The organism is Actinomadura sp. NEAU-AAG7 (assembly GCF_018603865.1).
Taxonomy (GTDB): Bacteria; Actinomycetota; Actinomycetes; order Streptosporangiales; family Streptosporangiaceae; genus Spirillospora; species Spirillospora litoris.
In genome coordinates this window covers 440,637-465,070 of sequence record NZ_JAHFZY010000007.1, presented here as the reverse complement: position 1 = coordinate 465,070, position 24,434 = coordinate 440,637, and the positions used below count along the sequence as shown (strand labels likewise).

The 24,434-nt window shown below is 73.7% G+C and carries 19 protein-coding genes, 3 tRNA genes and 1 riboswitch; of the genes, 10 read left to right on the top strand and 12 right to left on the bottom strand.

The window, feature by feature from the left end; genetic code table 11:
* Positions 1 to 496 precede the first annotated feature (496 nt).
* Positions 497 to 2,989, top strand: a complete 2,493-nt coding sequence (locus KLI87_RS31515; protein ID WP_214619955.1) for a BTAD domain-containing putative transcriptional regulator — start codon at positions 497 to 499, stop codon at positions 2,987 to 2,989.
* A 138-nt stretch (positions 2,990 to 3,127) separates the two neighbouring features.
* On the opposite strand, the gene KLI87_RS31510 is transcribed toward KLI87_RS31515, so the two are convergent.
* From KLI87_RS31510 to KLI87_RS31480, 7 genes are all read right to left on the bottom strand, one after another.
* Positions 3,128 to 3,628: a hypothetical protein gene (locus tag KLI87_RS31510; RefSeq protein ID WP_214619954.1), complete on the bottom strand. Its 501-nt coding sequence runs from the start codon at positions 3,626 to 3,628 to the stop codon at positions 3,128 to 3,130.
* A 242-nt stretch (positions 3,629 to 3,870) separates the two neighbouring features.
* Positions 3,871 to 4,506, bottom strand: a complete 636-nt coding sequence (locus KLI87_RS31505; protein ID WP_214619953.1) for a hypothetical protein — start codon at positions 4,504 to 4,506, stop codon at positions 3,871 to 3,873.
* Positions 4,507 to 5,303: 797 nt separating this feature from the next.
* A tRNA-Val gene (locus KLI87_RS31500) sits at positions 5,304 to 5,378 on the bottom strand.
* Between the two features lie 14 nt (positions 5,379 to 5,392).
* Positions 5,393 to 5,463: transfer RNA gene (locus KLI87_RS31495), tRNA-Cys, on the bottom strand.
* A 24-nt stretch (positions 5,464 to 5,487) separates the two neighbouring features.
* Positions 5,488 to 5,560 (bottom strand) — tRNA-Gly (locus tag KLI87_RS31490).
* Between the two features lie 40 nt (positions 5,561 to 5,600).
* Positions 5,601 to 6,572 carry a CHAP domain-containing protein gene (locus tag KLI87_RS31485; RefSeq protein ID WP_214619952.1) on the bottom strand — a complete coding sequence of 324 codons (972 nt, stop codon included), beginning with the start codon at positions 6,570 to 6,572 and terminating at the stop codon, positions 5,601 to 5,603.
* A gap of 163 nt (positions 6,573 to 6,735) precedes the next feature.
* Complete coding sequence (locus tag KLI87_RS31480; RefSeq protein WP_156218743.1) at positions 6,736 to 7,539, bottom strand: universal stress protein; 804 nt, start codon at positions 7,537 to 7,539, stop codon at positions 6,736 to 6,738.
* Between the two features lie 117 nt (positions 7,540 to 7,656).
* Here KLI87_RS31480 and KLI87_RS31475 point away from each other — a divergent pair, with 117 nt between their 5' ends.
* The gene (locus KLI87_RS31475; RefSeq protein ID WP_156218742.1) at positions 7,657 to 8,229 is read left to right on the top strand and encodes a YceI family protein; all 573 of its coding nucleotides are present in this window, start codon (positions 7,657 to 7,659) and stop codon (positions 8,227 to 8,229) included.
* A 7-nt stretch (positions 8,230 to 8,236) separates the two neighbouring features.
* Here KLI87_RS31475 and KLI87_RS31470 read toward each other — a convergent pair whose 3' ends face one another.
* Positions 8,237 to 9,142 carry a LysR family transcriptional regulator gene (locus KLI87_RS31470; RefSeq protein ID WP_214619951.1) on the bottom strand — a complete coding sequence of 302 codons (906 nt, stop codon included), beginning with the start codon at positions 9,140 to 9,142 and terminating at the stop codon, positions 8,237 to 8,239.
* Between the two features lie 82 nt (positions 9,143 to 9,224).
* Here KLI87_RS31470 and KLI87_RS31465 point away from each other — a divergent pair, with 82 nt between their 5' ends.
* Entirely contained in the window at positions 9,225 to 10,391 is a 1,167-nt protein-coding gene (locus tag KLI87_RS31465) for a TDT family transporter (RefSeq protein WP_214619950.1), read from the top strand.
* A 124-nt stretch (positions 10,392 to 10,515) separates the two neighbouring features.
* Complete coding sequence (locus KLI87_RS31460; RefSeq protein ID WP_156218739.1) at positions 10,516 to 12,804, top strand: LuxR C-terminal-related transcriptional regulator; 2,289 nt, start codon at positions 10,516 to 10,518, stop codon at positions 12,802 to 12,804.
* A gap of 44 nt (positions 12,805 to 12,848) precedes the next feature.
* Here KLI87_RS31460 and KLI87_RS31455 read toward each other — a convergent pair whose 3' ends face one another.
* From KLI87_RS31455 to KLI87_RS31445, 3 genes are read right to left on the bottom strand one after another with little or no spacing between them, the layout of a single operon-like run.
* Positions 12,849 to 14,081, bottom strand: coding sequence for a M20 family metallopeptidase (locus KLI87_RS31455; protein WP_156218738.1), 1,233 nt, complete (start codon positions 14,079 to 14,081; stop codon positions 12,849 to 12,851).
* Between the two features lie 33 nt (positions 14,082 to 14,114).
* Positions 14,115 to 14,639 (bottom strand): DinB family protein, encoded by a 525-nt coding sequence (locus KLI87_RS31450; protein WP_156218737.1) that lies wholly within the window; start codon positions 14,637 to 14,639, stop codon positions 14,115 to 14,117.
* A 32-nt stretch (positions 14,640 to 14,671) separates the two neighbouring features.
* Positions 14,672 to 15,439, bottom strand: a complete 768-nt coding sequence (locus KLI87_RS31445; protein WP_214619948.1) for a maleylpyruvate isomerase family mycothiol-dependent enzyme — start codon at positions 15,437 to 15,439, stop codon at positions 14,672 to 14,674.
* 84 nt (positions 15,440 to 15,523) lie between these two features.
* Here KLI87_RS31445 and KLI87_RS31440 point away from each other — a divergent pair, with 84 nt between their 5' ends.
* The 5 genes from KLI87_RS31440 (at position 15,524) to KLI87_RS31420 (ending at position 19,497) form a co-directional block, all read left to right on the top strand.
* Positions 15,524 to 16,438: a MerR family transcriptional regulator gene (locus KLI87_RS31440; protein ID WP_214619947.1), complete on the top strand. Its 915-nt coding sequence runs from the start codon at positions 15,524 to 15,526 to the stop codon at positions 16,436 to 16,438.
* A gap of 96 nt (positions 16,439 to 16,534) precedes the next feature.
* On the top strand, positions 16,535 to 17,632 hold the full coding sequence (locus tag KLI87_RS31435; protein WP_214619946.1) for an LLM class flavin-dependent oxidoreductase: 1,098 nt from the start codon (positions 16,535 to 16,537) through the stop codon (positions 17,630 to 17,632).
* Entirely contained in the window at positions 17,629 to 18,231 is a 603-nt protein-coding gene (locus tag KLI87_RS31430) for an FMN reductase (protein WP_214619945.1), read from the top strand. The genes KLI87_RS31435 and KLI87_RS31430 overlap by 4 nt, the downstream gene beginning before the upstream one ends.
* Positions 18,232 to 18,535: 304 nt before the next feature.
* Entirely contained in the window at positions 18,536 to 18,877 is a 342-nt protein-coding gene (locus tag KLI87_RS31425; RefSeq protein ID WP_214619944.1) for a helix-turn-helix transcriptional regulator, read from the top strand.
* The gene (locus KLI87_RS31420; RefSeq protein ID WP_250904431.1) at positions 18,874 to 19,497 is read left to right on the top strand and encodes an SRPBCC family protein; all 624 of its coding nucleotides are present in this window, start codon (positions 18,874 to 18,876) and stop codon (positions 19,495 to 19,497) included. The genes KLI87_RS31425 and KLI87_RS31420 overlap by 4 nt, the downstream gene beginning before the upstream one ends.
* Positions 19,498 to 19,506: 9 nt before the next feature.
* On the opposite strand, the gene cobN is transcribed toward KLI87_RS31420, so the two are convergent.
* A complete protein-coding gene (cobN, locus tag KLI87_RS31415; RefSeq protein ID WP_308166337.1) occupies positions 19,507 to 23,073 on the bottom strand; it encodes a cobaltochelatase subunit CobN in 3,567 nt (1,188 codons plus the stop codon).
* Positions 23,074 to 23,117: 44 nt separating this feature from the next.
* Positions 23,118 to 23,237, bottom strand: a riboswitch (cobalamin riboswitch).
* Positions 23,238 to 23,325: 88 nt separating this feature from the next.
* Here cobN and KLI87_RS31410 point away from each other — a divergent pair.
* Positions 23,326 to 24,417 carry a hypothetical protein gene (locus tag KLI87_RS31410; protein ID WP_214619943.1) on the top strand — a complete coding sequence of 364 codons (1,092 nt, stop codon included), beginning with the start codon at positions 23,326 to 23,328 and terminating at the stop codon, positions 24,415 to 24,417.
* Positions 24,418 to 24,434: the final 17 nt, after the last annotated feature.

The window sequence follows — 24,434 nt, the reverse complement described above, 5'->3', positions numbered from 1 at the left end:
ATTGACAGCATGGACCGCCGCGGGCTGTGGCCGCGATTGCACCATGCCGTGCTGGACGGGCTCGGGGCGCGCGCGGGTGGACCGGGCCTCGGCGATCGTGGACGCCGCCGCCGTCCGGGGGCGCGCTGACCGGCCCCGATCCGGCCGATCGCGGCAGGAAGGGCGGCAGCCTTCACGTCCTGTCCGACGCCGCCGGGCTGCCTTCGGTGGTCCCGGGGCCGGCCGCCGACGCGCACGACGGCCGGGCGTTCGAGCCGCTGCCGATGGCGCGACCGGCGATCAGGTCACGGCGCGGACGGAGCCGTCGCCGGCCGGTCGAAGTCCGTGCCGACAGGGCCTGCGACTCCGCCCGGTGATGCCCGCCACCGTCACTCCCGGCACCGTCCGTCCGATTTGTGCCATGTGCGGCTCATCTCTAGCGCTTGGACCGGATCTGATCGATAAGCTGTCGCCGAGCGATTCTTGACAACCGATTGGACCGGAAGTGGACACGAGGATGACACTACGGATCCAGGTGCTCGGGCCGATGCGCGCGTGGCTCCACGACGAGCCGCTCCTGCTGGGCCCGCCCGCCCAACGCGCCGTGCTGGGCCTGCTCGTGCTGGCCGGCGGGCAGCCGGTCGGCCTGGCCGGCCTGATCGACGCCTTATGGGGCGATCAGCCACCGGCCAGCGCCGTCAACATCCTCCAGACGCACGTGAAGCGGCTCCGACGGCTGCTGGAACCCGGGCGGGCGCCGCACTCCCGCAGCGAGGTGCTGCCCTACCTGGGCGACAGCTACCGCCTCGGCGTCCCCGCGGACCAGATCGACATCATGCGCTTCCGCCGCCTCGTCCGCCACCCCGCCGACGGCGGGGAGGTGGCGGCCCTGACCGAGGCGCTGGCGCTGTGGCAGGGCCAGCCCTTCGCCGACCTCCCGCTGCTGGCCGACCACCCGCGGGTGCTGTCGATCGTAGTGGAGCATCGGGCGGCGCTGGGCCGGTACGGCGCCGCCATGCTGGCAGCCGGGGCGGTGGACCGGGCGATCAGCGCGTTCGAGGAAGCCGCGGCGGCCGAGCCGCTGGACGAGAGAGGGCAGGCTCGGCTCCTGCGCGCGTACGCCGCCGCCGGCCTCAGGGCCCAGGCGTTCACCACCTATCACGCGGTGCGGCGCCGGCTGGCCGACGAGCTCGGCGTCGCCCCGGGGCAGGAGCTGACCGCCGCGTACCAGGAGATCCTGGACGAGGATTCGCGGGCGCACGTGCTGACCGGACCGCCCATCGCGGTCGACCGCACGGTGCCCGCCGAGTTGATGGCCGATGTTCCGCTTTTCACCGGGCGGGCGTACGAACTCGGCGAGCTCGACCGGCTGACCATCGCGCCGGAACCGGACACGAGCGCGATCGTCGTCGTGTCCGGCACCGCGGGCGTCGGCAAGACCGCTCTCGCCACCCGGTGGGCGCACCGCGCCCGCGACCGCTTCCCCGACGGCCGGCTCTACATCGACCTGCGCGGCTACGACCAGGAGCAGCCGGTGGCCCCCGGCGCCGCCCTGGCCAGGTTCCTGCGCTCGCTCGGCCTGCCGGGCGAGCAGGTGCCGGGCGACGTCGAGGAGCGCGCCGCCCGGTACCGCAGCCTGCTCGCCGGGCGTCGCATGCTGATCCTGCTCGACAACGCCGCCTCGGTCGACCAGATCCGGCCGCTGCTGCCCGGATCGTCCGACAGCGTCGTGCTGGTGACCAGCCGCGACAGGCTGCACGGCCTGGTCGTGCGGCACGGCGCCCGCCGACTGGAGCTCGACGTCCTGCGCCGGGAGGACGCGCTGGCGCTGCTGCGGCGGCTGGTGGGCGAGTGGGTGACCGCGGAGACCGGCGCGGCCGAGGCGCTGGCGGCGCAGTGCGCCAGGCTGCCGCTCGCGGTGCGGATCGCGGCGGAGCTGGTGCACCTGAGGGCACCGGTGGCCCTGGCCGAGGTGGTGGGCGAGCTCGCCGATCACCGGAGGCGGCTGGACCTGCTGTGCACCGGGGATCCGCGGTCCGACATCGGCGTCGTGTTCTCCTGGTCGTACCGGGACCTGCCGCCCGACGCGGCCCGCATGTTCCGGCTGCTGGGGCTGCATCCCGGTACCGATGTGGACGGCTTCGGGGCGTCCGCCCTCCTCGGCGGCGAGGAGGCGACGGCACGTGAATGCCTGGAGCTGCTCGCCGACAGGCACCAGGTGCAGCGCAACGGGGATCGGTACGGCATGCACGACCTGCTCCGGGCGTACGCCAAGGATCTGGCCGTCCGGAACGGCGAGGTCGACCTGCCGTGCCGCGTCCTGAAGTTCTATCTGTACACCGCGTCCACGGCGATGGACGTGCTGTACCCCGCCGAGCGGGACCGGCGGCCCCGGGTGCCGCGTCCCGCGGGGGCGTTGCCCGCGCTGGACGACAGCACGGCGCTGGCCTGGCTGGACGCCGAGCGCGCCAACCTGGTGGCCACCGCGGTGCACGCGGCGGAGCACGGGCAGGCCTGGTACCCGGTGCAGCTCGCCCTGGTGCTTCTGCGCTACCTGGAAAGCGGCGGCCACTACGCCGATGCCGTCACCCTGCACGAGCACGCGTTGCGGGCCGCCGAGAGCGTGCCCGATCACCGCAGCGCGGTACATCTGCGGATCAACCTCGGGGTCGTCGCCATCCAGCAGGGCCGGTACGCCGAGGCCAGTGCCGAGCTGCAACGGGCGCTGGAACTCGCGAACGAAGTCGGGGACGACTCCGCCGGGGTGCGCGCGCTCGGCAAGCTCGGGCACGTCTACCAGTGGCAGGGCCGGCATCCCGAGGCCGCGCGGATGCTCGCCGGGGCGATCGCCCTGGCCCGCCACACCGACGCCAGGGGCACCGAGGCGCGCGGCCTCGGCAACCTCGGCCGTGTGCGGTTGCGCCAGGGCCGGTACGCCGACGCGGCGGAGGACCTCCGCGCGTCGGTCGCCATCTGCCGGGACATCGGCGACGCCGTGGGCGAGGTTTAGGCGCCGGTATGCCTCGGCCATGTCGAGTCCGCCCTCGGCCGGTACGACGAGGCGGGCGAGCACCACACCTGGACCAGACCGCAGACGAAATCCTTGGAGGCCCTGCCCCGCACTCTTACGAGTTCCTGACGCAGAACACTAGTGGTGCTCTTCGGGTCTATCGATGTCGGTTTTGTGGGTCAGGGTCGCGCCGGTCCAGAAATCCTCAAGGACGGCCGTGAGCGATATCTGCGTTATCACACACCTGAAGCCGGAAAGCTTCAACCCCGTCACCTCAAGCGGCACACTGGCGGTGCCTTCGACGGTGCCGCCCTCGCTGATCGGATGGTCCTTCGCCTCCAGGGCCGTCGCCGACCGGTGAATGCGAAGCACCGAGGCACCTCGCCTGCAGACGGCGTCCACGTCGGCGGTCACCTTGACGGATATCGTGGTTACGTCCGTCTCCAGCGCCACATCCACTTCACGGAACGTAATGGTGGCGACGGTACCGTCCCAACTGACATCGGTAGCCTCCGGCACGAAATGCGCGCCCTCTGCGAATGCGGCGCTGGAGCCGCCGATCAGGATCATTGCGGCGGCCGCTGCGGTTGAAATGGTGGCCGTGACGAATCCCGTCAGAACGCGCCGTGCCGCACCCATTGATATCCGAGGGACACCAGGCCGCCGACTGGTGGTCGATATCGAAGTGTTCGTGGTGGATGGCATGTCAGCCCTCTCGGCCAATGTAGGTGTGAAAGGAAGGCGGTCCGTGTTCAGCGCGCCACGGGCCGGCCCGAACGAGGTTCGGCGGCGACCGGTTCCGGTGCCTTCCCGGAACCAATCGCCGCCGCCGTCAACGCATCATCGGGTAGGTCAGCCCAGAACCCACCGGGAGGTCTCGGTCAGAGCTGCTCGAAGTCGATCGGGATTTCCTTGCCGTCCTGGTCCTTCGCGCCGCCCGACTCCTTGTTGATGACCGTGAAGTCCTTGGTCGTTCCGTCGAGCTGCAGCCTCAGCGTCTCGAAGCCGATGCGCAGGGTGGATACCCCCTTCAGCGCGGCGGCCGAGACCGTGAAGTTGACGTCGAGCTCGGCGTCGATCAGCTTCTCGTCGCGGAAGGTCTCCTTCAGGACGCTCTGACTGCTGTCCTTCTTGAAGCTGAGGGCCCACACCTTCCAGCCGGACGACTTCGGAAGCTTGTAGACCGTCCACAGGCTCTCGTAGTTGTAGGTCCGAATCCTGCCGTGGATACGTCCCTTGAGATCGAAGCCTTGCGACTCGATCGTGATTTTCTGGAAGGAGCTGAAACCATGGAACGCCGTAACGCTGCCCTCGGCCGGCGCCAGCCTCGCGCCCCCGGGGCTCGTAAGGATTACGTCGAACCCGCTGTTGGTGACGTCGATCACCGGTGTTCTCGACGAACTGGCGGCGCTGGCCGGGCTGACGGTGGTCAGAGTTCCGCCCGCGGTGGCGGCCACGACACTGGCGGTAATCGCCACTGTGATCCGGGCACAAGCTTTCCACAACCGATTCTGCATGTCCCTTCCTTCATTTCCGGTGGTGATGTGATCCGTCGCGGTACAAGCTATTCAGCCGCACTGGACAGGCACTGGATGGGCACTGGACGCCCTCTGAACCGCGCGGCCGGAACCGGGGGCCGCTGCCCGTGTCGGTGTACTTCCGCAGCTTAAAGGGCGCGCCATTAAAGGTCTCGCCCCTGCACGAAGGCGGCGGCCGCCTCTTTGGCGCGCTTTCCATCTGCGAAAACTGACCGAAGATCACTTAGAATGGAGGGCGGGCCCGGTTGCGAACGGCCTACGGAGAAGAGTACGAGAAACTTCCGATCGAGGCGCCGCTACGCGTGCCGCCGCCCCGGCGGCACCGTGCTCGACCTCTTCACCGCAGCACGCCGGGCCGATCTGGCCCGCGCCGATCGCGACCACGTCCAGGTGCATGGCGCCATCGGCGCCGGCGCCGTCCTCACCGGCGACGCCCGCCACGCTCGCACCCCGATGTGCGCTGCTCCGCTGGTGCTGCCCCCTGCGCATCAGCGCTCACGAGGACGTCCTTGCCACGGAAACCACAGAAGTCACTGGTTCACCAGAGCTGAACCAAGGCCACCACGCGTTCGGGGCGCTCGCCGCCAGGGGCCTGCCTTGGCACGGGGGGATCACTGATGGGGCCGATGACGGGGTTCTCCGACGGCTTCACCGTCCGGATCTTCGGACGACCTCGCGCGCCCCGCGCCGCTGACCGGCCTTGAGCCCGCCCCGGCGGTCGAGCGCCGGCGACGGAAGAGCCCAGGCCGCCATCTACCGGCTGACCTGGGCTTTTGTGGTGGGCGATACTGGGATTGAACCAGTGGCCTCTACCGTGTCAAGGTAGCGCTCTCCCACTGAGCTAATCGCCCTTGCGTGCACTGCGAGGTGGAGACGGGATTTGAACCCGTGTACACGGCTTTGCAGGCCGTTGCCTCGCCTCTCGGCCACTCCACCAGAGCGAGGCCATCGGCCTCCCAGAGCGGACGACGGGATTCGAACCCGCGACCCTCACCTTGGCAAGGTGATGCTCTACCAACTGAGCCACGTCCGCGTGCCGGCTCCGGGGTTCCTCCCGGCGCGCATGCCCAACTCTAGCGGACCCCGGGGGCTGGTGCGTACTCGACGTCGGTGGCCTCGGCGTGCAGGGAGTTCCAGAACGCCAGCTCGCTGTCCTCTTCGAGGTGGGCGATGCGGCCCCAGAACTCGCGGTCCTCGGCCTCGTGCGCGGCGGCGAGGGAGAGGGCGGGCATGACCGTGGTGCCCGCGTCGGCGGCGTCGAGGTCGGCCGGGGTGACGTCGACCGGGAGGGCGACGGGCGTCGCGGGGCGGTGGTGCTTGCCGCGCTTGCGGACGCGGATGGGCGCCGCCGTGGGGGCCTTCGCGGCGGCGGCGCGTCCGGCGGCCAGGGCGACGGTGCCGCAGAGGATGAAGGCGAGGATGCCGCCGAGCACGACCTCCTGGGCGGGGAGGGACGCGTCGGGGGCGCTGTGCTCGCGCTCCTGGGTGTTGGTGGACGCGGCGGGCGCCCCCACCTTGTCGACGGTCGGCGCCGGGGCGGCGTGCCGGGGGGTGTACTTCGCGGGGGGCGCGGCCTCGACCTTGATCTTGCCGGGGTAGCCGAAGCCGACGACGGAGTCCATGTCGCGGGTCTTGCGCATGAGCTTGTAGCCGTCGGCGTTGGCCTCGATCGTGTGCAGGGTCTTGCCGTCGACGCGCTCGACGATGCCGACATGGTCGATCTGGTCGGGGTCGTCGGAGCCGTTCCAGTCGAAGAAGACGAGGGCGCCGGGCTCTGGGGAGGTGCCCCAGGCGTCGTGCTTGCGGAACCACTCGGCGTGCTCGATCGTGGAGGCGAACTGCCCGGCCTGCTCGGTGACGCCCGCCTTGTCGGCGGCCCAGGCGAGGAACATGTCGCACCAGGGCGCCGTCTTGAAGTAGGAGTCGTGGTCGCCGTCGATGTTGGCGGCGTACCAGTCGCCGAACTTCGTGTAGCCGTCGCCCTTCTCGGTGTAGCCGAGCTGGCTCTTGGCCACGTCGAGCAGCTTCTTGCCGATCGGGTCCATCACGCTCCCTGCCGCCTGACACCTGCTGCCTGACTGCGTTCGGGCAGGGACCGCCCGACCGGGGTGACCGAACGTGTTTGGTCACGTTCCGATCTCGACGGAATGTAGTGCAGGTAAAGAGGTGGCGGCAAGTCGTTCCAAGGGAACGGGCAAAACGGACTACTCAGAAGTAGCCCCGCGGGAGGACGGTCACCGGGCACGGGGCCGCGCGCAGGACCTTCAGCGCCACCTCGCCGATGAAGACGCGGTGGACGGACGCGTCCTCGCTGGACGCGCACACGAGGATCTCGCCCTCGGCCCAGTCGAGGTCGCCCATCGCCTCGGCGACGTCGTCGCCCTCGGCGAGGTCGGCGGAGACGTCCTCGGGCGGGAGTTCGGCGGAGTCGGTGGCGAGGCGGATGGCCAGCGCGAGGTCGTCGCGGAGCCGCTCGGGGTGGACGTCGCCGAGCGCGAGCGTGACCAGGCGGAGCGGAACGTCCAGCCGCTCGGCGGCCTGCGCGGCGCGGATGACGGCGTCGTCGCACTGGGGCCGCCGGACGTACATGACCGTGATGCGGTCCAGGTCCTCCGGCGGCGTGTAGCCGGACGGGGTGAGCATCACGGCCTCGGTCGCCGAGTGCAGCAGGTGGTCGGCGGCGGCGCCGACGCCGATCCGGCCCCGGGCGCCGCCCTCGGGGGAGCCGACGACGATGAGGTCGGCGCCGGTGCGGCTGGCCAGCAGCGTGAGCCCGCGCCCGACGCCGCGCCCCTCCTGGACGAGGAGGTCGACGGGCATGTCGTCCAGGAAGGAGGCGGCCTGCTCCAGCAGGGCGCGGGCCTCGCCCGCCGCGGCGGGGACGTCGGGCGGGTGGACGATCGCGACGCTCAGCCGTCCGCCGGTCAGCCCGACGATGGCGCGGGCCAGCCCGAGGGCCTCCCGGCCGCCCGCGTCGTGGGCGTATCCGGCCAGGACGTGTTCACCGATCATGTACGGAGCATTCCCTCCGCGCGCCGGGTCAGACGTGCGCCGCCCCGGCACGGCCTTGCCGTGCTCTGGGGTAACTTTCCTAGATTGCAGGGGATTGTCACTATTTGGGGGGATTCAATGGAGCGCGAGGCGCCCGATCTCGACGCCGGCCGCTGGACGATCGATCCGGTCCACTCGGAGATCACCTTCACGATCCGGCACCTGATGACGACGGTGCGCGGCTCGTTCCCCGAGTTCGGCGGGGAGGTGGTCATCGGCGCCGACCCGCTGGACTCCAGCGCGCGCGCCGAGATCAAGATGGCCTCGATCGACACCCGCAGCGCCGAGCGCGACGAGCACGTCCGCTCCGCCGACTTCCTCGACGTGGAGAACCACCCGGTCATGACCTTCGTCGGGACCGGGGTGGAGCAGGCCAACGTGGGCCGCCGCGCCCGCGCCCCCCGCTACCACCTGGACGGCGAGCTGACGATCAAGAAGGTCACCCGCCCGGTCCGGCTGCTGGCGGAGTTCCACGGCGTCGAGGCCGACCCGTGGGGCGGCGTCCGGGCCGGGTTCACCGCGACCGCCTCGATCAGCCGCCGCGACTTCGGCATCGAGTTCAACGTCCCGCTCCAGGGCGACAAGGTCATGCTCGGCGACACCATCGGCATCGCGCTGGAGATCCAGGCCGTCCACGCGCCCGCCGGCTGACCCCTGGTCAGGACGCCCCGCGCGACAGCGCCAGCAGGTCGCGGGCCGGTCCGGCGGGACGCCGGCCGGCGGGCCAGACCGCGCGCAGCGGACGGGACAGGTCCAGCTCCGGGACGGGCACGCGGATCAGCCGCCCGCCCGCCAGCTCGTCGGCGACGGCGAGGTCGCTCACCACCACCGGCCCCGCGCCCGAGACGGCCGCCGCCTTCAGCGCCGTCGTGGAGGCGAGCTGGAGCAGCGGCGGAGCCGTCCCGCCGTGGGCGGCCAGCGCCAGGTCGAGGATCTCGCGGGTGCCCGAGCCCTCCTCGCGCAGGACGAGCGGCGTCCGCGCCAGCTCGGCCGCGCTCACGCCGGAGCGCCGCCGCGCCCAGGGATGCGCCGGGGACACCACGACGACGAGGCTGTCGGCGGCGACGGCGGCGCCGTTCAGCCCGGCCGGCGTCCGGCGGCCCTCCACGAACCCGAGATCGGCCTCACCGCCGCGGACCTGCTCGGCCACCTGCGTGGAGTTCGCCGTGCGCAGCGTTACCGCGAGGTCCGGGTGGACGGACTTCAGCGCCACCAGCCACCCCGGCATCAGGTACTCGGCGACGGTCAGGCTTGCGACCACGCGCAGCCGGGCATCGCGCCGCTCGCGCAGCGCGGACAGCCCCGCGTCCAGCGCCTCGGCGGCGTCGACGACCTGGCGCGCCCACCCGGCGACCAGCACGCCCGCCTCGGTGGGCCGCGACCCGCGCGGGGACCGGTCCAGCAGGGCCGCGCCGACCTGCCGCTCCATCGAGCGCACGCGGGCGCTGGCGGCGGGCTGCGTGACGCCCAGCTCCGCCGCCGCGCGGCCGAGGCTGCCCAGCCGGACGACCGCGAGCAGCAGTTCCAGGGCGCCCAGATCGGGGACGCGGCGCGAGAGTGCCATGCCCGCGAGCATAAGCCCGCCTTATGGGTCCATAGGGCGGTGACCTCTACCGACGCGCTCGCGGCGGGGCCACCGTGGACGCATGGGTATCGCCACCGCGCCCACGGCCCGCGTGCCGCTGGGGGAGCTCGACCGTCCCGCCGACCTCTTTCGGCACCTCGGTCCCAACTGGTACGCGGCGGTGATGGGCACCGCGATCGTGGCGAACGGCGCGAACGCCCTGCCGGTGGGCCTCCCCGGCCTGCACGCGTTCGCCGTCGCGGTGTGGGCCGTGTCGCTGCTGATGCTGCTGGTGCTGATGGCGGCGCGGGGCGTCCACCTCGTCCGGCATCGGGACGTGGCGCGGTCGCACCTCCTGGGGAACCCGGCCACGGCCGTCTTCTACGGCTGCCCGCCGATGGCAATGCTCGCGGTCGGCTACGGGACGCTGGCGCTCGGCCCCGGCGTGCTCGGCCTCCCGGCGGCGGTCGCGGTGGACGCCGTCCTCTGGACGCTCGGCACGGTCTACGCGGTCGCCGTCGCGGCGGGCATCCCCTACCTCATGATCACGCGGCTGGAGCCGGGCGGCGCGGACCCGACCTGGCTGCTCCCGGTCGTCGCGCCGATGGTGGCGGCGGCGCTCGGGCCCGCGCTCGTCCCGCACCTGCCGCCCGGACAGGGCGCCGCGACGCTGCTCTACGGCTGCTACGGGATGTTCGGCGCGAGCCTGCTGGGCACGCTCGTCCTGCTTCCCGGCATCTGGAGCGCGCTCGCCTCGGGGCGCACGGCGCCGGTCATGACGCCGACGCTGTTCCTCGTCCTCGGGCCGCTGGGGCAGTCCACGACGGCGGCCGTCCAGATCGCCGGGGCGGCGGGACGCGCCGTCCCGGAGTACGCGGAGGCGACGCGGGCGTTCGCCGTCCTCTACGGAGCGCCCGTGCTGGGGTTCGCGCTGCTCTGGCTGGCGCTGGCCGGGGCCGCGAACGCGCGGGCCCTGCGCGGCGGCATGCCGTTCGCGATGACGTGGTGGGCGTTCACGTTCCCGGTCGGCACCTGCGTGACCGGCGCGTCCGGGCTGGCGCGGACCACCGGCCTGGACGCGCTGGCCGGCGTCGCCGTGCTGCTCTACCTGCTGCTCGTCACCGCCTGGGCCGTCGCCGGGTACCGGACGCTCCGGGGGGCGGTGAGCGGCCGGTTGTTCCTGCCCGCGCTTCCCGTCCCCGCGCCGCCGCCGCGGGCGGCGCGGGCCGGAGTAGGCCACCGGTTCTGACGCGCCGTGTAATGGAGCGGTTGCGATCAGTTCATGTACGGGTACGATCAGGCTGTCGTCCCACGCGTACCGGCCACGGGCCGGCGAGAACCGAACAGAGGCGGCGGTGTTACCGATCAAGAGGTTGGAACTGCGTTCGGGACGGCCACCCGCGGAGCTGACCAGCTTCGTCGGCCGCCGCGAGGAGCTGTCGGAGATCGCACGGCTCCTCGACCGGTGCCGGCTCGTCACGCTGATGGGGCCGGGCGGGGTCGGCAAGACGCGGCTGTCGCTGCGCGCCGCGGCCTCGCTCGCGGGGTCCTTCCGCGACGGCGTGGCCTTCGTCGACCTGTCGGCGCTGCACGAGCCCGGCCTGCTCACCCAGACCGTCGGCGAGACGCTCGGGCTGCCCGACCACAGCCCGGCCGCCGCGCTGGACGCCCTCGTCCACCACCTGGAGGACCGCGAGCTCCTGCTCGTCCTCGACACCTGCGAGCACCTCGTGAACGCGTGCGCGATGCTCTCGGAGGTGCTGCTGCAGAACGCCGCCGGCCTGCGGATCATCGCGACCAGCCGCCAGCCGCTCGACATCCCCGGCGAGCACACGCTGGTGGTCGCGCCGCTCGCCCGTCCCGAGCCCGGCCGCTACGACCCCGACCTGCCCGGCGACGCGGTCACGCTGTTCGCCGAGCGGGCCGCCGCCGTCGTCCCCGGCTGGACGCTCACCCCCGGCAACCGGTCGGCCGTGGCGCTGCTGTGCCACCGGCTGGACGGCATCCCGCTGGCCATCGAGCTGGCCGCGGTCCAGCTCCGGGCGCTGTCGGTGGAGCAGATCGTCGACCGGCTCGACCGCCGCCTGCTCCAGGTGCGCGGCCGCCGCTCCGGGCTGCCCCGGCACCAGACGCTGCGCGCCGCGATCGACTGGAGCCACGAGCTGTGCTCGGCCGACGAGCGGCTGCTGTGGGCGCGGCTGTCGGTGTTCGCCGCCGACGTCGACCTCGACACCGCCGAGCAGGTCTGCGCGGACGAGGCGCTGCCCGCCGACCGGGTCTTCGAGGTGGTCGCCGGGCTGGTCGACAAGTCGGTCGTGCTGCGCGTCGACCGGGACGGCGCCGTCCGCTACCGCATGCTCGACATCATGCGCGAGTACGGCGCGCACCGGCTGGAGGAGGCGGGGGACGCCGAGGCGATGCGCGCCCGCGCGTTCGACCGGTTCGCCGGAGCGATCCGCGAGGCGGCGGGCGGGCTGGGCGGCGCCGCGCAGGCGGGCTGGCTGGCCTGGTTCCGGCGCGAGCAGGCCAACGTCCGCGACATGATCGACTACGGGCTGCGGCGGGCGCCGGGCGACGTGCTCTGCGGGGTCACGCTCGGGCTCGGCCGGCTGTTCGCGCTGCAGGGCATGACCGGCGAGGCGCGGCACTGGTCGCTGCGGGTCATCGAGAGCCGCGAGCAGGTCCCGGGCCCGGAGTGGACGGAGGTGCTGGCGCTCGGCGGGGTGCTCGCCGCGCTCCAGGCCGACCTGCCGCCCGCCCGCGACCTGCTGCGCCGCGCCGAGGCGCGCGCGCTCGCGGGCGACGACCCGCGCGGGCTCGGCTACGTCCGGCTCGCCGAGGGCGTGGCGGCCCTGTGCGGGGGCGAGCTGGAGGAGGCCACCGCCCGGCTGGAGGAGGCACGCGACCTGCACCGCCGGGTCGGCAACACCGACGTGCTCGTCCCGATCACCGGCGTGTTCCTCGCCGTGACGCGGACGATGGCGGGCGACGGCGCCGCTGGCGTCGCGCACGCCGACGAGGTGGTCCGCGCGATGGAGGCGGCGGGGGAGCAGTGGTGCCGCTCCTACGGACTGTGCGTGCGCGGCCTCGCCGCGCTCGTCGGCGGCGACGCCGGCGCCGCGCTGCCCGACCTGCGCGCCGGGCTCCGCATGAAACGCGACATGGACGACCGGCTCGGCGTCGCGCTCGCGCTGGACATGGTCGGCGGCTGCCTGGTCTCCCTCGGGGACGCGGTGGCGGGCGTCCGGCTGCTCGCCGCCGCCGACTGGGCCCGCGACTACACCGGCACCTCGATGTTCGGCCCGCAGCACGCGGTCCTGCGCGAGCTGTACCAGCGGCAGGCGCGCGAGGCGCTCGGCGACGCCGCCTTCGAGGCCGCCCGGCGGGACGGCGCGGGCCTCGCCATGCCCGCGGCGATGGCCGAGGCGCTGGGCGAGCTCCCGCCCGCGCCGGACGCCGCGTCCGCCACGGCGGCGGCGCTGACCCGGCGCGAGCGGGAGATCGCCGCGCTGGTCGCCGAGGGCCTCACCAACCGGCAGATCGCCGAGCGCCTCGTCATCGCCAAGCGCACCGTCGACTCCCACCTGGAGCACATCCTGTCCAAGCTGGGCTTCGCGTCCCGCGCCCAGATCAGCACCTGGTTCGTCCAGGAGCCGACCTAGACGCGGGCCGCGCGGCTCAGCAGAGGCTGCTCAGAAGGGGCTGCTCAGAAAGGGCGGGGCGGGGAGGCCGCCAGGCGGCGGGCGGCGAGTTCGGCGTACAGGGCCGCGCCGTCGGCCAGCACCCCGTCGTCGTAGCGGGCCTCGGGGGAGTGGTTGAAGGCGGCCCTGGCCGGGTCGAGGCCGGGCGGGCAGGCGCCGAGCGCGATGAACGCCGACGGCACCTCGTTGCAGATGAACGAGAAGTCCTCGGAGGCGGGCATCGGACGCGGCGCGGCGACGTACCGGTCCTCCCCGTAGGCGTCGCGGACGGTGTCGGCGACGAACGCGGCCTCGCCGCCGTCGTTGACCGTGACGGGGTAGTCGGCGAAGTAGGTGACGTCGGCCTCCAGGCCGTGCGCCCGCGCCAGGCCCTCCAGCAGCGCGACCGTGCGCTCCTTCAGCCGCTCGTGCGCGGCGGCCGAGAACGAGCGGACCGTGCCGGAGAAGGACGCCTCGTCCGGGATGACGTTGTCCACCGTCCCGGAGTGGAACGATCCGATCGTGATGACCACGGGGTCGAACGCGTCGAACGCGCGGGTCACCATCGTCTGGAGCGCGGTGACCATCTCGGCCGCGACGGGCAGCGGGTCCTTGGCGCGGTGCGGCGTGGAGCCGTGGCCGCCCGCGCCGCGGACCGTCACCCGCAGCCGGTCGGCGGCGGCCATGATCGGCCCGCCCCGGCTGGAGAAGGCGCCGTTCGGCAGCCCGGAGGAGAACACGTGCAGCGCGTACGCGGCGACCGGCCGCTCCCCGGACGCCTCCAGCACCCCCTCCTCGATCATGATGCGGGCGCCGCCGAGGCCCTCCTCACCGGGCTGGAACATGAACACGACGTCGCCCGCGAGGTCGTCGCGGTGCGCCGACAGCAGCTTCGCCGCGCCCGCCAGCATCGAGGTGTGCAGGTCGTGGCCGCAGGCGTGCATCCGCCCGTCGACCCGCGAGATCGTGTCGGCGTCGCCGCGCTCGGCGACCGGCAGCGCGTCCATGTCGCCGCGCAGCAGCACGGTCGGCCCCGGCCGGGCGCCGCGCAGCACCGCCGTCACCGAGGACAGCCGCTTCCCGGTGGTGATCTCCAGCGGCAGGCCGTCCAGCGCCGCGAGCACCTTCTCCTGCGTGCGCGGCAGGTCGAGGCCGAGTTCGGGCTCCCGGTGCAGGTCGAGGCGCAGCCGGGCGAGGTCGTCGTGGAGCGCGGCGGCGTCGTCGCGCAGTGAACCGGGGGCGTTCGGGGATCGGCTCAAAATGTCTCCTCCTGAGCTGTGCGGGGGGCGGCGCTACTCGCCGATCGTCCCATCCGCCAGTTCGCGCACGACGTCCAGGTGGCCGAGATGGCGCGCGTACTCCTGCAGGACGTGGAACAGGATCCAGATCAGCGATGGCTCCTGACCCGGCTCGTCGAACCGCCCGCCCTCCGCCGCGAAGTCCTCCAGCCGGGCCGCGCCGACGATCCGGCGGGACCGCTCGCACGTGTCGAGGAAGGCGGCCCTCAGCTCGTCGAGGGTCTCCTCCTCGCCCACGTGCCAGCGGTCGTCCGGCCCGAACTCGCCGTAGGGCACGGCGATCTCCTCCGCCGCGAAGCCCCAGCGCAGCCACCGGACCTCGACGTAGGTCAGGTGCTTGAGCAGCTCCAGCGGCGTCCACCCGGACGGCAGCGCGCTCGCGCGCAGCGCCGCCTCGGGCATCCCGTCCAGCTTGCGCAGCAGCGCGTCCCGGTAGAAGTCGAGGTAGCCGGCGAGCAGCTCGCGCGGGTCGGTCAGCTTGTTGGACGGTTCGGGCGGCGGTTGCACGGGCGTCACCATGAGCCGACCCTAGCCCGGGGCGCCCCGGCGCGTCAGAACGCGGTGCAGGCCAGCCAGTGGTCGAGCAGGGCCCGCTCCCCGGTGACCACCGCGTCGGCGTCCTCCAGGGGGAGCCGCCGGGTGAACACCAGCAGCAGGTCCCGGACGGGCGCGCCCAGCGAGACGTCCGCGGTCTCGCCGTCCGCGTGGTCCCAGCGCGGGCCCTCCGGCGTCCGGGTGATCAGCCACCCCGGGTCGTCCATGTCCTCGGGGTCGAGGTGGATGCTCTGGTCCTGCCCGCGCAGGGCGGCCAGCCCCGGCCTGAGGTCCTCCGCGACGGGCGAGGCCATGAACTCCAGCGCCTCGCGGATCGCGTCGGAGGCGAGGTCGGGCGCGATCGTGAACGCCGCGCCGGTGGCGAGCGCCGCGTCCGCGTGGTGGACGGCCGTCTCGTGCGCCATCCGCCGCAGCCAGAACGCCACCGGCAGCGGGCCGACGAAGGCGCGCACGACCGTCTCGGGGCCCACGTCCTCGGCGGCCTTGGCCAGATCCTCGGCGCCCTCGTTCAGCCAGCCGCGCCAGACCTCGGGCGGGCCGGGGTCGGCGTCGGCCGGGTCGGGCACGGCGTCGGCCGCGCCCGTCCGCACCAGGGCCGTCGTCCAGCGGTGCGCCTGGCCGACGTGCCCGACGAGGTCGCGCAGGCGCCACTCGGGGCAGGTCGGCACGGGCGCCGCCGGGTCGGCCCCCGTGACGGCCTCGGCCAGCGCGGCGGTGTGCGCGCGCAGCCCCTCGGCGAGCCGTGCGGGTTCCGGTGTCCTCATGTCGGTGTCCTCTCATCCGGGTGCCCCGTCCTCCGGGCGCGCCCGTAACGTAGGAGTTCCACCCGGGTGGAGGTTCAAGTGGATGTGACGCACGCCACAGCGGAGGCGCTGGGGATCGGCGACCTGGCGGCCGTGACCGGCGTGCCCGTCCGGACGATCCGGTTCTACTGCGACGAGGGCCTCCTCGAACCGGCGCGCAGCGCGGGCGGGCACCGGCGGTTCGGGCCCGCCGCCGTGGAGCGGCTCCGGCTCGTCCGGCGGCTGCGGGGCCTCGGCCTCGGGCTGCCCGCGATCGCGTCCGTGCTGCGCGGGGAGCGGTCGGTCGGCGACGCGGCCGCCGCCGAGCGGGCCGCGATGGACGTCGAGCTGGCCGCGCTCGCCTGGCGCCGCGCGGCGCTGCGCGCGGTCGAGGAGGCGGGCCCGGCCGAGCGGGCCGCGCGGCTGGAACTGCTGGCCGCCGTCGAGGACGGCCCGGCCGCCCGGGACGTCCTCGCGGGGTTCTGGCGGCGGCTCGTGCTGGCGCCGGTCTCGCCCGAGATCGAGTTCTCGTTCGTGGACATGAGCGTCCCGCCGCCGCCCGAGGTCCCGACGCCGGGGCAGGTGCTCGCCTACGCCGAGATGGTCGCGCTGGTCGGGGACCGGTCGCTGCTCCGCCGGATGCTCGCGCGCGGGCGCGCCAACGCCGCGGAGGTCCGGGACGAGCGGACGCTGCTGAGCGGCATGTCGGCGGCGGTCCGGTTGGCGCTGCCGAAGGTCGCCGCCGGGGAGGAGCCGCGCCCCGGCCCCGAACTGGACGTCTACGTGGACGCGCACGCGTTCGCGCGCGGCGAGCGCGACACCCCGGAGTTCCGTCGCGCGCTGTTCGCCGGCACCTCCGTGGACGCCGACCCCCGCATGCGCCGGTACTGGACGCTCTACGGCGCGGTCACGGGCGAGCGCGTCAACGGCGGCGGCGCGCACATCTGGCTGGTCGACTCCCTCGCCCGCGCGGTCGCCTGACCGCCGGGGGCGCAGGGGTCTGACCGGGTGGAATAGCGTGGGTGATGATGCGGTTCCGGTAGGTCGATTGAAGTTTCTACTACCTTGGAGGCCGGCATGCAGTTCGGGATCTTCTCGGTCGGCGACGTCACCCCGGACCCGACGACCGGGCGCGCGCCGTCCGAGGCGGAGCGGATCAAGGCCATGGTCGCGATCGCGGAGCGGGCCGAGCAGGCCGGGCTGGACGTGTTCGCCACCGGCGAACACCACAACCCGCCGTTCGTGCCGTCCTCGCCGACGACCATGCTCGGCTACATCGCGGCCCGGACCGAGCGGCTGATCCTGTCCACCGCGACCACGCTGATCACCACCAACGACCCGGTGAAGATCGCCGAGGACTTCGCGATGCTCCAGCACCTGGCCGACGGCCGGGTCGACCTGATGATGGGACGCGGCAACACCGGCCCCGTCTATCCGTGGTTCGGCAAGGACATCCGGGACGGCATCGCGCTCGCCATCGAGAACTACAACCTCCTCCACCGGCTCTGGCGCGAGGACGTCGTCGACTGGCAGGGTGAGCACCGCACCCCGCTCCAGGCGTTCACCTCGACGCCGCGCCCGCTGGACGGCGTGCCGCCCTTCGTCTGGCACGGCTCGATCCGCAGCCCCGAGATCGCCGAGCAGGCCGCCTACTACGGCGACGGCTTCTTCGCCAACCACATCTTCTGGCCGAAGGAGCACTTCCAGCGCCTCATCGCGCTCTACCGGCGCCGCTACGAGCACTACGGGCACGGCGCCGCCGACCAGGCGATCGTGGGCCTGGGCGGGCAGGTGTTCATGCGGCGCAACTCGCAGGACGCCGTCCGGGAGTTCCGCCCCTACTTCGACAACGCGCCGGTGTACGGGCACGGGCCCTCGCTGGAGGAGTTCACCGCCGAGACGCCGCTGACGGTGGGCAGCCCGGAGCAGGTGATCGAGAAGACGCTGACGTTCCGCGACTACTTCGGCGACTACCAGCGGCAGCTCTTCCTGATCGACCACGCGGGCCTGCCGCTGAAGACCGTCCTGGAGCAGGTCGACATGCTGGGTGAGGAGGTCGTGCCGGTGCTGCGCAAGGAGTTCGAGGCGCTGCGTCCGGCGCACGTCCCGGCGACCGCGCCGACGCACGCGTCCCTGGCCGCCGCGAAGCGGACCGGTGAGGAGGCCGTCCGATGAGCGGGCTCGCCGTCGTCTCCGCCGGGCTCGGGCAGCCCTCGTCCACCCGCCTGCTCGCCGACCGGCTCGCCGCCGCGACCACCGCCGCGCTCGGCCGCGACCTCCCCGTCGAGCACGTCGAGCTGCGCGACCACGCGCACGCGATCGTCGACGCGGCGCTCACCGGCTTCCCGTCGGGGCCGTTCCGTTCCGCCGTCGAGGCCGTGACCGGCGCGGACGGCCTGATCGCCGTCACGCCCGTCTTCAACGCCACCTACAGCGGCCTGTTCAAGACGTTCTTCGACGTCCTCGAACCGGGCGCGCTGGAGGGGAGGCCGGTGCTGCTCGGCGCGACCGGCGGCACCGCGCGGCACTCGCTCGCGATCGACCACGCGATGCGCCCGCTGTTCGCCTACCTGCGCGCCGCCCCCGTCCCGACCGCCGTGTACGCGGCGCCCGAGGACTGGGGCGCGGGCGCCGCCCAGAGCGACCTCGCCGACCGGATCGCCCGCGCGGGCGCGGAGCTGGCCGCCCTGATCGAGGCCCGTCCCGCCGCCGCCAAGAGCGACCCCTACGAGGACCCGGTCCCCTTCGCGGAACTGCTGGCGGGCGGGGGCTAGAGGTCCACGGTGAGGCCCCGGCCGCGTGCCGGGCCTCGCGGTGGACGGCCGAGGCCGCCGCGACGTCCAGGGCCCGCGTGCCCGGCGGCGGCCGCGGTGGGGGAGCGGAGCGGCACCTTCCCGTTCGTCTCCGACCTGCGCGGCGCCGACCGGTTCCGCGAGCTCGCGTGGCTGCCGGCGGGGCCGCACCTCCCGCCGGATCGAGAAGATCCCCGGCCCGAGCTTCCACGCCTACGCGACGGCCGTCCGGGGCCTCCTAATTTCAGACGTGACTTATATAAGCAGACGCTGTACCTTGGTCGCCGTGCACGCCTTCGATGTGCTGGGCGACCCGGTCAGGCGCCGGATCCTGGAGGTGCTCGCGGACGGCGAGCGCTCCTCGGGCGAGGTGTCGGCGGTCATCCAGGAGGAGTTCGGGATCTCGCAGCCCGCCGTGTCGCAGCACCTGCGGGTGCTGCGCGAGGCGGGGTTCGCGGTGGTGCGCGCCGAGGGCACGCGCCGCCTCTACGCGGTCGACGCGGCGCCGCTGCGGGAGGTCGACGCCTGGCTCGACCGCTTCCGCCGGTACTGGGCCCCGCGCCTGGACGCGCTCGGGACCGAACTGGCCCGGGGCAGGCGCGCGCGACGACCACCAGGGAGCGAATGATGATCGAAGTGACCGAGCAGATCAACGCCGTTCGGCGCCGGGTCGGCGACCGGGTGCTGGAGGCGGGCACCGCCCGCACCGCCACGGTCAGCCAGAGCTACGACGCCGCCGTCGAGGAGGTGTGGGACGCCTGCACCAACGCCGAGCGCATCCCGCGCTGGTTCCTGCCCGTCTCGGGCGAGCTGCGGCTCGGCGGCCGCTACCAGCTCGACGGCAACGCGGGCGGGACGATCGAGCGCTGCGACCCGCCCAAGGGGTTCGCCGCGACCTGGGAGTTCGGCGGCCAGGTGAGCTGGATCGAGGTGCGGCTGGCGCCCGAGCCGGGCGGCCGGACGCGGTTCGAGCTGGAGCACATCGCCCACGTGGACGACCGCTGGGAGGAGTTCGGCCCCGGCGCCGTCGGCATCGGCTGGGACCTCAGCGTCCTCGGCCTGGCGCTGCACCTGGCGTCGGGCGGGGCCCCGCTCCCGATCGGGACGGACTGGCCCGGAACCGCCGAGGGCAAGGAGTTCATGCGGCTCAGCGGGGCCGCGTGGGGCGAGGCCCACGCCGCCGCCGACGGCGACGCCGCGCTCGCCCGCGCCTGCGCGGAGCGCACGATCGCCGCCTACATGGGCTGACGCGGGCGGTCAGTCCTCTTCGAGGTCGCCCTCGACTTCGAGGTAGAGGCGCTTGAGGGCGTCCAGGGTGTCCTGGTCGGGGTGCTCCCACATGCCCCGGTCGGCCGCCTCCAGCAGGCGCTCGGTGATGCCGTGCAGGGCCCACGGGTTGGACTCGTTGAAGAACCTCTGGTTCTCCTCGTCCAGCGCGTAGGTGTGCGCGAGCTTCTCATACATCCAGTCGGCGACGACCCCGGCGGTCGCGTCGTAGCCGAACAGGTAGTCGACGGTCGCGGCCAGCTCGAACGCGCCCTTGTAGCCGTGCCGGCGCATCGCCGCCAGCCAGCGCGGGTTGACGACGCGGGCGCGGAACACCCGGGACGTCTCCTCGTCCAGCGTGCGGGTGCGGACGGCGTCGGGTCGGGTGCTGTCGCCGATGTAGGCCCTCGGCGCCTTGCCGGTGAGCGCCCGCACGGTCGCGATCATGCCGCCGTGGTACTGGAAGTAGTCGTCGGAGTCGGCGATGTCGTGCTCGCGCGTGTCGGTGTTCTTGGCCGCCACGCTGATCCGCCGGTAGGCGTTCTCCATGTCGCCGCGCGCGGGCACGCCGTCGAGGCCGCGGCCGTAGGCGTAGCCGCCCCACACCGCGTACACCTCCGCGAGGTCGGAGTCGTCGCGCCAGTTGCGGCTGTCGATCAGCGGGAGGATCCCCGCCCCGTACGCGCCGGGCCGCGACCCGAACACCCGCAGGGTCGCGCGCCGCTCGTCGCCGTGCGCCTCCCGGTCGGCGCGGACGTGGGCGCGGACGTGGTTGTCCTCGTCGGGCTCGTCCAGGCCCGCCGCGAGCCGGACGGCATCATCGAGCATGGTCACCGCGTGCGGGAACGCGTCGCGGAAGAACCCGCTGATCCGGATCGTGACATCGACGCGCGGGCGGCCCAGCTCCTCCAGCGGGACGGGCTCCAGGCCGGTCACGCGGCGGGACGCCTCGTCCCACACCGGCCGGACGCCGAGCAGCGCGAGCACCTCGGCGATGTCGTCGCCGGAGGTGCGCATCGCGCTGGTGCCCCACACCGACAGGCCGACCGAGCGCGGCCACTCGCCGGTGTCCTCGCGGTAGCGGGCGAGCAGCGAGTCGGCCATCGCGCGGCCGGTCTCGTAGGCGAGGCGGCTCGGGACGGCCTTCGGGTCGACCGAGTAGAAGTTCCGCCCCGTCGGCAGGACGTTGACGAGCCCGCGCAGCGGCGAGCCGCTCGGCCCGGCCGGGACGTAGCCGCCCTCCAGCGCGTGCAGCACGTTCCCGATCTCGTCGGCCGTGCGGGCGAGCCGGGGCACGATCTCGGACGCGGCGAACCGCAGGATCTCCGCGACCTGCCCGTCCGCGAGCTCCCCGGCCGCCGACGGGTCCCAGCCGCGTTCCTCCATCGCGGCGACCAGCGCCCGCGCCCGCTCCTCGATGGCGTCGACGTCCTGCCGGACCGTGCTGTCCACGTCCAGCCCGAGGGCCTCGCGCAGGCCGGGCAGCGACACCGACCCGCCCCACATCTGCCGGGCCCGCAGCATCGCCAGCACCAGGTCGACGCGCGTGTCGCCCTCGGGCGCGGCGCCGAGCACGTGCAGCCCGTCGCGGATCTGGACGTCCTTCACCTCGCACAGCCAGCCGTCCACGTGCAGGAGGAAGTCGTCGAACTCCGCGTCGTGCGGGCGGTCGTCCAGGCCGAGGTCGTGGTCGAGCCGCGCCGCCTGGATCAGCGTCCAGATCTGCGCGCGGATCGCCGGGAGCTTCGCCGGGTCCAGCGCGGCGATGTTGGCGTGCTCGTCCAGGAGCTGTTCGAGCCGGGCGATGTCGCCGTAGCTCTCCGCGCGCGCCATCGGCGGGATCAAATGGTCGACCAGCGTCGCGTGCGCGCGCCGCTTGGCCTGCGTCCCCTCGCCGGGGTCGTTCACGAGGAACGGGTAGATCAGCGGCAGGTCGCCGATCGCCGCGTCCGGGCCGCACGAGGCCGACATCCCGGCGGACTTGCCGGGCAGCCACTCCAGGTTGCCGTGCTTGCCGACGTGGACGACCGCGTGCGCGCCGAACTCGTCGGCGATCCACCGGTAGGCGGCCAGGTAGTGGTGGCTGGGCGGCAGGTCCGGGTCGTGGTAGATCGCGACCGGGTTCTCGCCGAACCCGCGCGGCGGCTGGACGATCAGCACCACGTTCCCCGACCGCAGCGCCGCGAGCACGATCTCCGGTTCGCCGCCCGAGTCGTCGACGAACAGCTCGCCGGGCGGCGGGCCCCACTGCCGTTCGACGCCCGCGCGCAGATCCTCCGGGAGCGTCGCGTACCAGGCCGTGTACCTGCCCGCCGGGATGCGGACGGGGTTGCCGGTGAGCTGCGCCTCGGTCAGCCAGTCGGGGTCCTGCCCGCCCGCCGCGATCAGCGCGTGCATGAGCGCGTCGCCCTCGCCGGGCAGGTCGTCGCCGACGTCGTAGCCGCGCCCGCGCATCGCGTCGAGCAGCGCGACGACGCTGGCGGGCGTGTCCAGCCCGACCGCGTTGCCGATGCGCGCGTGCTTGGTCGGGTAGGCCGACAGCATCAGCGCGACCCGCTTCTCCCCGGCCGGGACATGCCGCAGCGCCGCGTGCCGGACGGCGATCCCCGCGACCCGCGCCGCGCGCTCGGGGTCGGCGACGTAGACGCTGAGCCCGTCCTCGTCGGTCTCCTTGAACGAGAACGGGACCGTGATGATCCGCCCGTCGAACTCGGGCACGGCGACCTGCGTGGCCGTGTCCAGCGGGGACAGCCCGTCGTCGCTCTCCTGCCACGCGGTCCGTTCCCCGGTGAGGCACAGCCCTTGCAGGATCGGCACGTCCAGACCGGCGAGCGCCCCCACGTCCCACGCCTCGTCGTCGCCGCCCGCGCCCGCCGTGGCCGGCCGCGTCCCGCCCGCCGCGAGGACGGTGACGACGAGCGCGTCGGCGCGTCCGAGGGTCTCCAGCAGGTCGGCCTCGGCCGTCCGCAGCGACGCGCAGAACACCGGGAGGGCCCGCCCGCCCGCGTCCTCGATCGCCTCGCACAGCGCCTCGACGAACGCTGTGTTCCCCGCGAGGTGGTGGGCGCGGTAGTACAGGACGCCGACGACGGGGGCACCGTCCCGCCCGGCGCTATCGCGTTCCAGCACACCCCAGGTGGGCGTCGCGGTGGGCGGGCCGAAACCGAACCCCGTCAGCAGGACGGTGTCGGAGAGGAACCGGAACAGCTCCGCGAGGTTCCCGGGCCCGCCGTAGGCGAGGTAGGCGTGCGCCTCCGCGCTGACGCCCGCCGGGACGGTCGACAGCCCCATCAGCTCGGCGTCGGGGGACTGCTCCCCGCTCAGCACCACCACCGGGCGCGGCCCGGCGAGCAGGGCGTCCAGCCCCTCCTCCCAGGCGCGCCGCCCCCCGAGGAGCCGCACGACGACGAGGTCGACGCCCTCGACGAGGCCCGGGAGGTCGTCCACCCCGGTGCGCGCCGGGTTGGCGAGCCGGAAGTCCGCGCCACTGGCACGCGCACTGAGCAGGTCGGTGTCCGAGGTGGACAGCAGCAAGATCACGGCGGATCGCGTCCTCACCCGGGGTCCTCGCCCCGAATCGCAGGCTGAAACGGCGGCGACCGGAGTCTCCTGGCTCCCGGATCGGCGCTCGCCCCGGCCTTCCCGCTCGCACGGTGGCCTTCGCTGGGGTCCGCTCCCCGGTGACAGTGGCGGGACCGCGCCGGATTCGCACCGGCTTCCTCCACACGTCGCCAGGCTCACCTTAACCCGTCGCGGGACGAGTACGGCGAACGAGCACGGCGCACCGCCCGGAAACGGCATGATCATCGGATGGTGGAGATCCAGGAAAGGGAACCGGCGTCCTGGCGGTTACGCCGCTGGGCGGCCCCGGCGGTGCTGGCCGTGCTGGTCGCCGCGTCTGTCGGCGGGGTGGCGCTTCGGGTGGAGCGTGGCCCGTACGGCGGTGAGCGGGCGCCGTTGTTCATGGTGACCGTGGGCCGGGTCAACGTGGAGTCGGCGGTTCGCGGCTCCGGTCCGTGGGTCCGGGTGGACGCGTTCACGGCCGATCACCGCACGCGGGTGGCCGACGTCGAGCGGCCGCCCCCGTCCACCGGTGCGGCGAGGGAGATCATCGCGGGGCCGGGAGGAGCGTTCGTCGCGGCCTCGTCATCGGGGTGCGAGACGCGCCTGCACCGCTTCCGGTTGACCCGCGCCGGGCACGTGACCGGGCTCGAACCGGTGCGGGGCGGCGCGGTTCCGGGGTTGGTGGCGGGTCTCGCGATGAGTCCCGACGGGCGCCGTCTCGCCTTCGCCTCCGCCGCGTGCGGCGCGAGGCCGCGGCCGGCGGATCCGCCGCGATCGGCGCTCACCGTGCTCGACCTCGGTTCGGGGCGGCGCCGCACGTGGGGCGCGTCCGGCGGGACGGTGCTCGGTGAGATCATCTGGGCGGCCGACAGCCGTACCGTCGGCTACACCCTCGGTGACGTGGGCGGGAAGCGGGAGGAAGCGCGCTACGGGGAGGTCGGGACCGTCATCGAGCACGCCACCGTCCGGGCGCTCGACACCGGCGCCGGCGGGGCCGACCTGCGGGCAGGGCGTGTCTTGTTCCGCGCGCCGGACGGGTCGAGGCTGACCGGCGCCGTCATGCGGCCGGACGGGCGGACCGGCGACGGCACGATGAGGCGGGGCGCGCCGCCCGCGACCGCCCACTTCACCTTCGCCGAGGGCAGGGGCACGCGCGTCACCTGGACGGAGTCGCCGGAGAGGGGTTTCACTTTGACCTTCCGCTCCGCCCTCCGCGACCCGCCCCCGCACGCCTGTCTCGGCGGCGTCGACCCGTTCGGCCGGGTGGTCGACGGGCTCTACTTGGCGGACTGGGGCGGTCCCCTGTCGTGCGCCTCCGCGTCGTCCGCCCAGCACTGAGGGGGGCGGCGGTGATG

Bases quoted from the DNA above. Each gene is read 5' to 3' on its own strand.
- KLI87_RS31450 (WP_156218737.1), bottom strand. From the start codon at position 14,639: ATGGTGACGCCCGTGCAACCGCCGCCCGAACCGTCCAACAAGCTGACC.
- KLI87_RS31430 (WP_214619945.1), top strand. From the start codon at position 17,629: ATGAGCGGGCTCGCCGTCGTCTCCGCCGGGCTCGGGCAGCCCTCGTCC.
- KLI87_RS31510 (WP_214619954.1), bottom strand. From the start codon at position 3,628: ATGGGTGCGGCACGGCGCGTTCTGACGGGATTCGTCACGGCCACCATT.
- KLI87_RS31410 (WP_214619943.1), top strand. From the start codon at position 23,326: ATGGTGGAGATCCAGGAAAGGGAACCGGCGTCCTGGCGGTTACGCCGC.
- KLI87_RS31420 (WP_250904431.1), top strand. From the start codon at position 18,874: ATGATGATCGAAGTGACCGAGCAGATCAACGCCGTTCGGCGCCGGGTC.
- KLI87_RS31505 (WP_214619953.1), bottom strand. From the start codon at position 4,506: ATGCAGAATCGGTTGTGGAAAGCTTGTGCCCGGATCACAGTGGCGATT.
- KLI87_RS31470 (WP_214619951.1), bottom strand. From the start codon at position 9,142: ATGGCACTCTCGCGCCGCGTCCCCGATCTGGGCGCCCTGGAACTGCTG.
- KLI87_RS31485 (WP_214619952.1), bottom strand. From the start codon at position 6,572: ATGGACCCGATCGGCAAGAAGCTGCTCGACGTGGCCAAGAGCCAGCTC.
- KLI87_RS31445 (WP_214619948.1), bottom strand. From the start codon at position 15,439: ATGAGGACACCGGAACCCGCACGGCTCGCCGAGGGGCTGCGCGCGCAC.
- KLI87_RS31480 (WP_156218743.1), bottom strand. From the start codon at position 7,539: ATGATCGGTGAACACGTCCTGGCCGGATACGCCCACGACGCGGGCGGC.
- KLI87_RS31515 (WP_214619955.1), top strand. From the start codon at position 497: ATGACACTACGGATCCAGGTGCTCGGGCCGATGCGCGCGTGGCTCCAC.
- KLI87_RS31435 (WP_214619946.1), top strand. From the start codon at position 16,535: ATGCAGTTCGGGATCTTCTCGGTCGGCGACGTCACCCCGGACCCGACG.
- KLI87_RS31465 (WP_214619950.1), top strand. From the start codon at position 9,225: ATGGGTATCGCCACCGCGCCCACGGCCCGCGTGCCGCTGGGGGAGCTC.
- KLI87_RS31475 (WP_156218742.1), top strand. From the start codon at position 7,657: ATGGAGCGCGAGGCGCCCGATCTCGACGCCGGCCGCTGGACGATCGAT.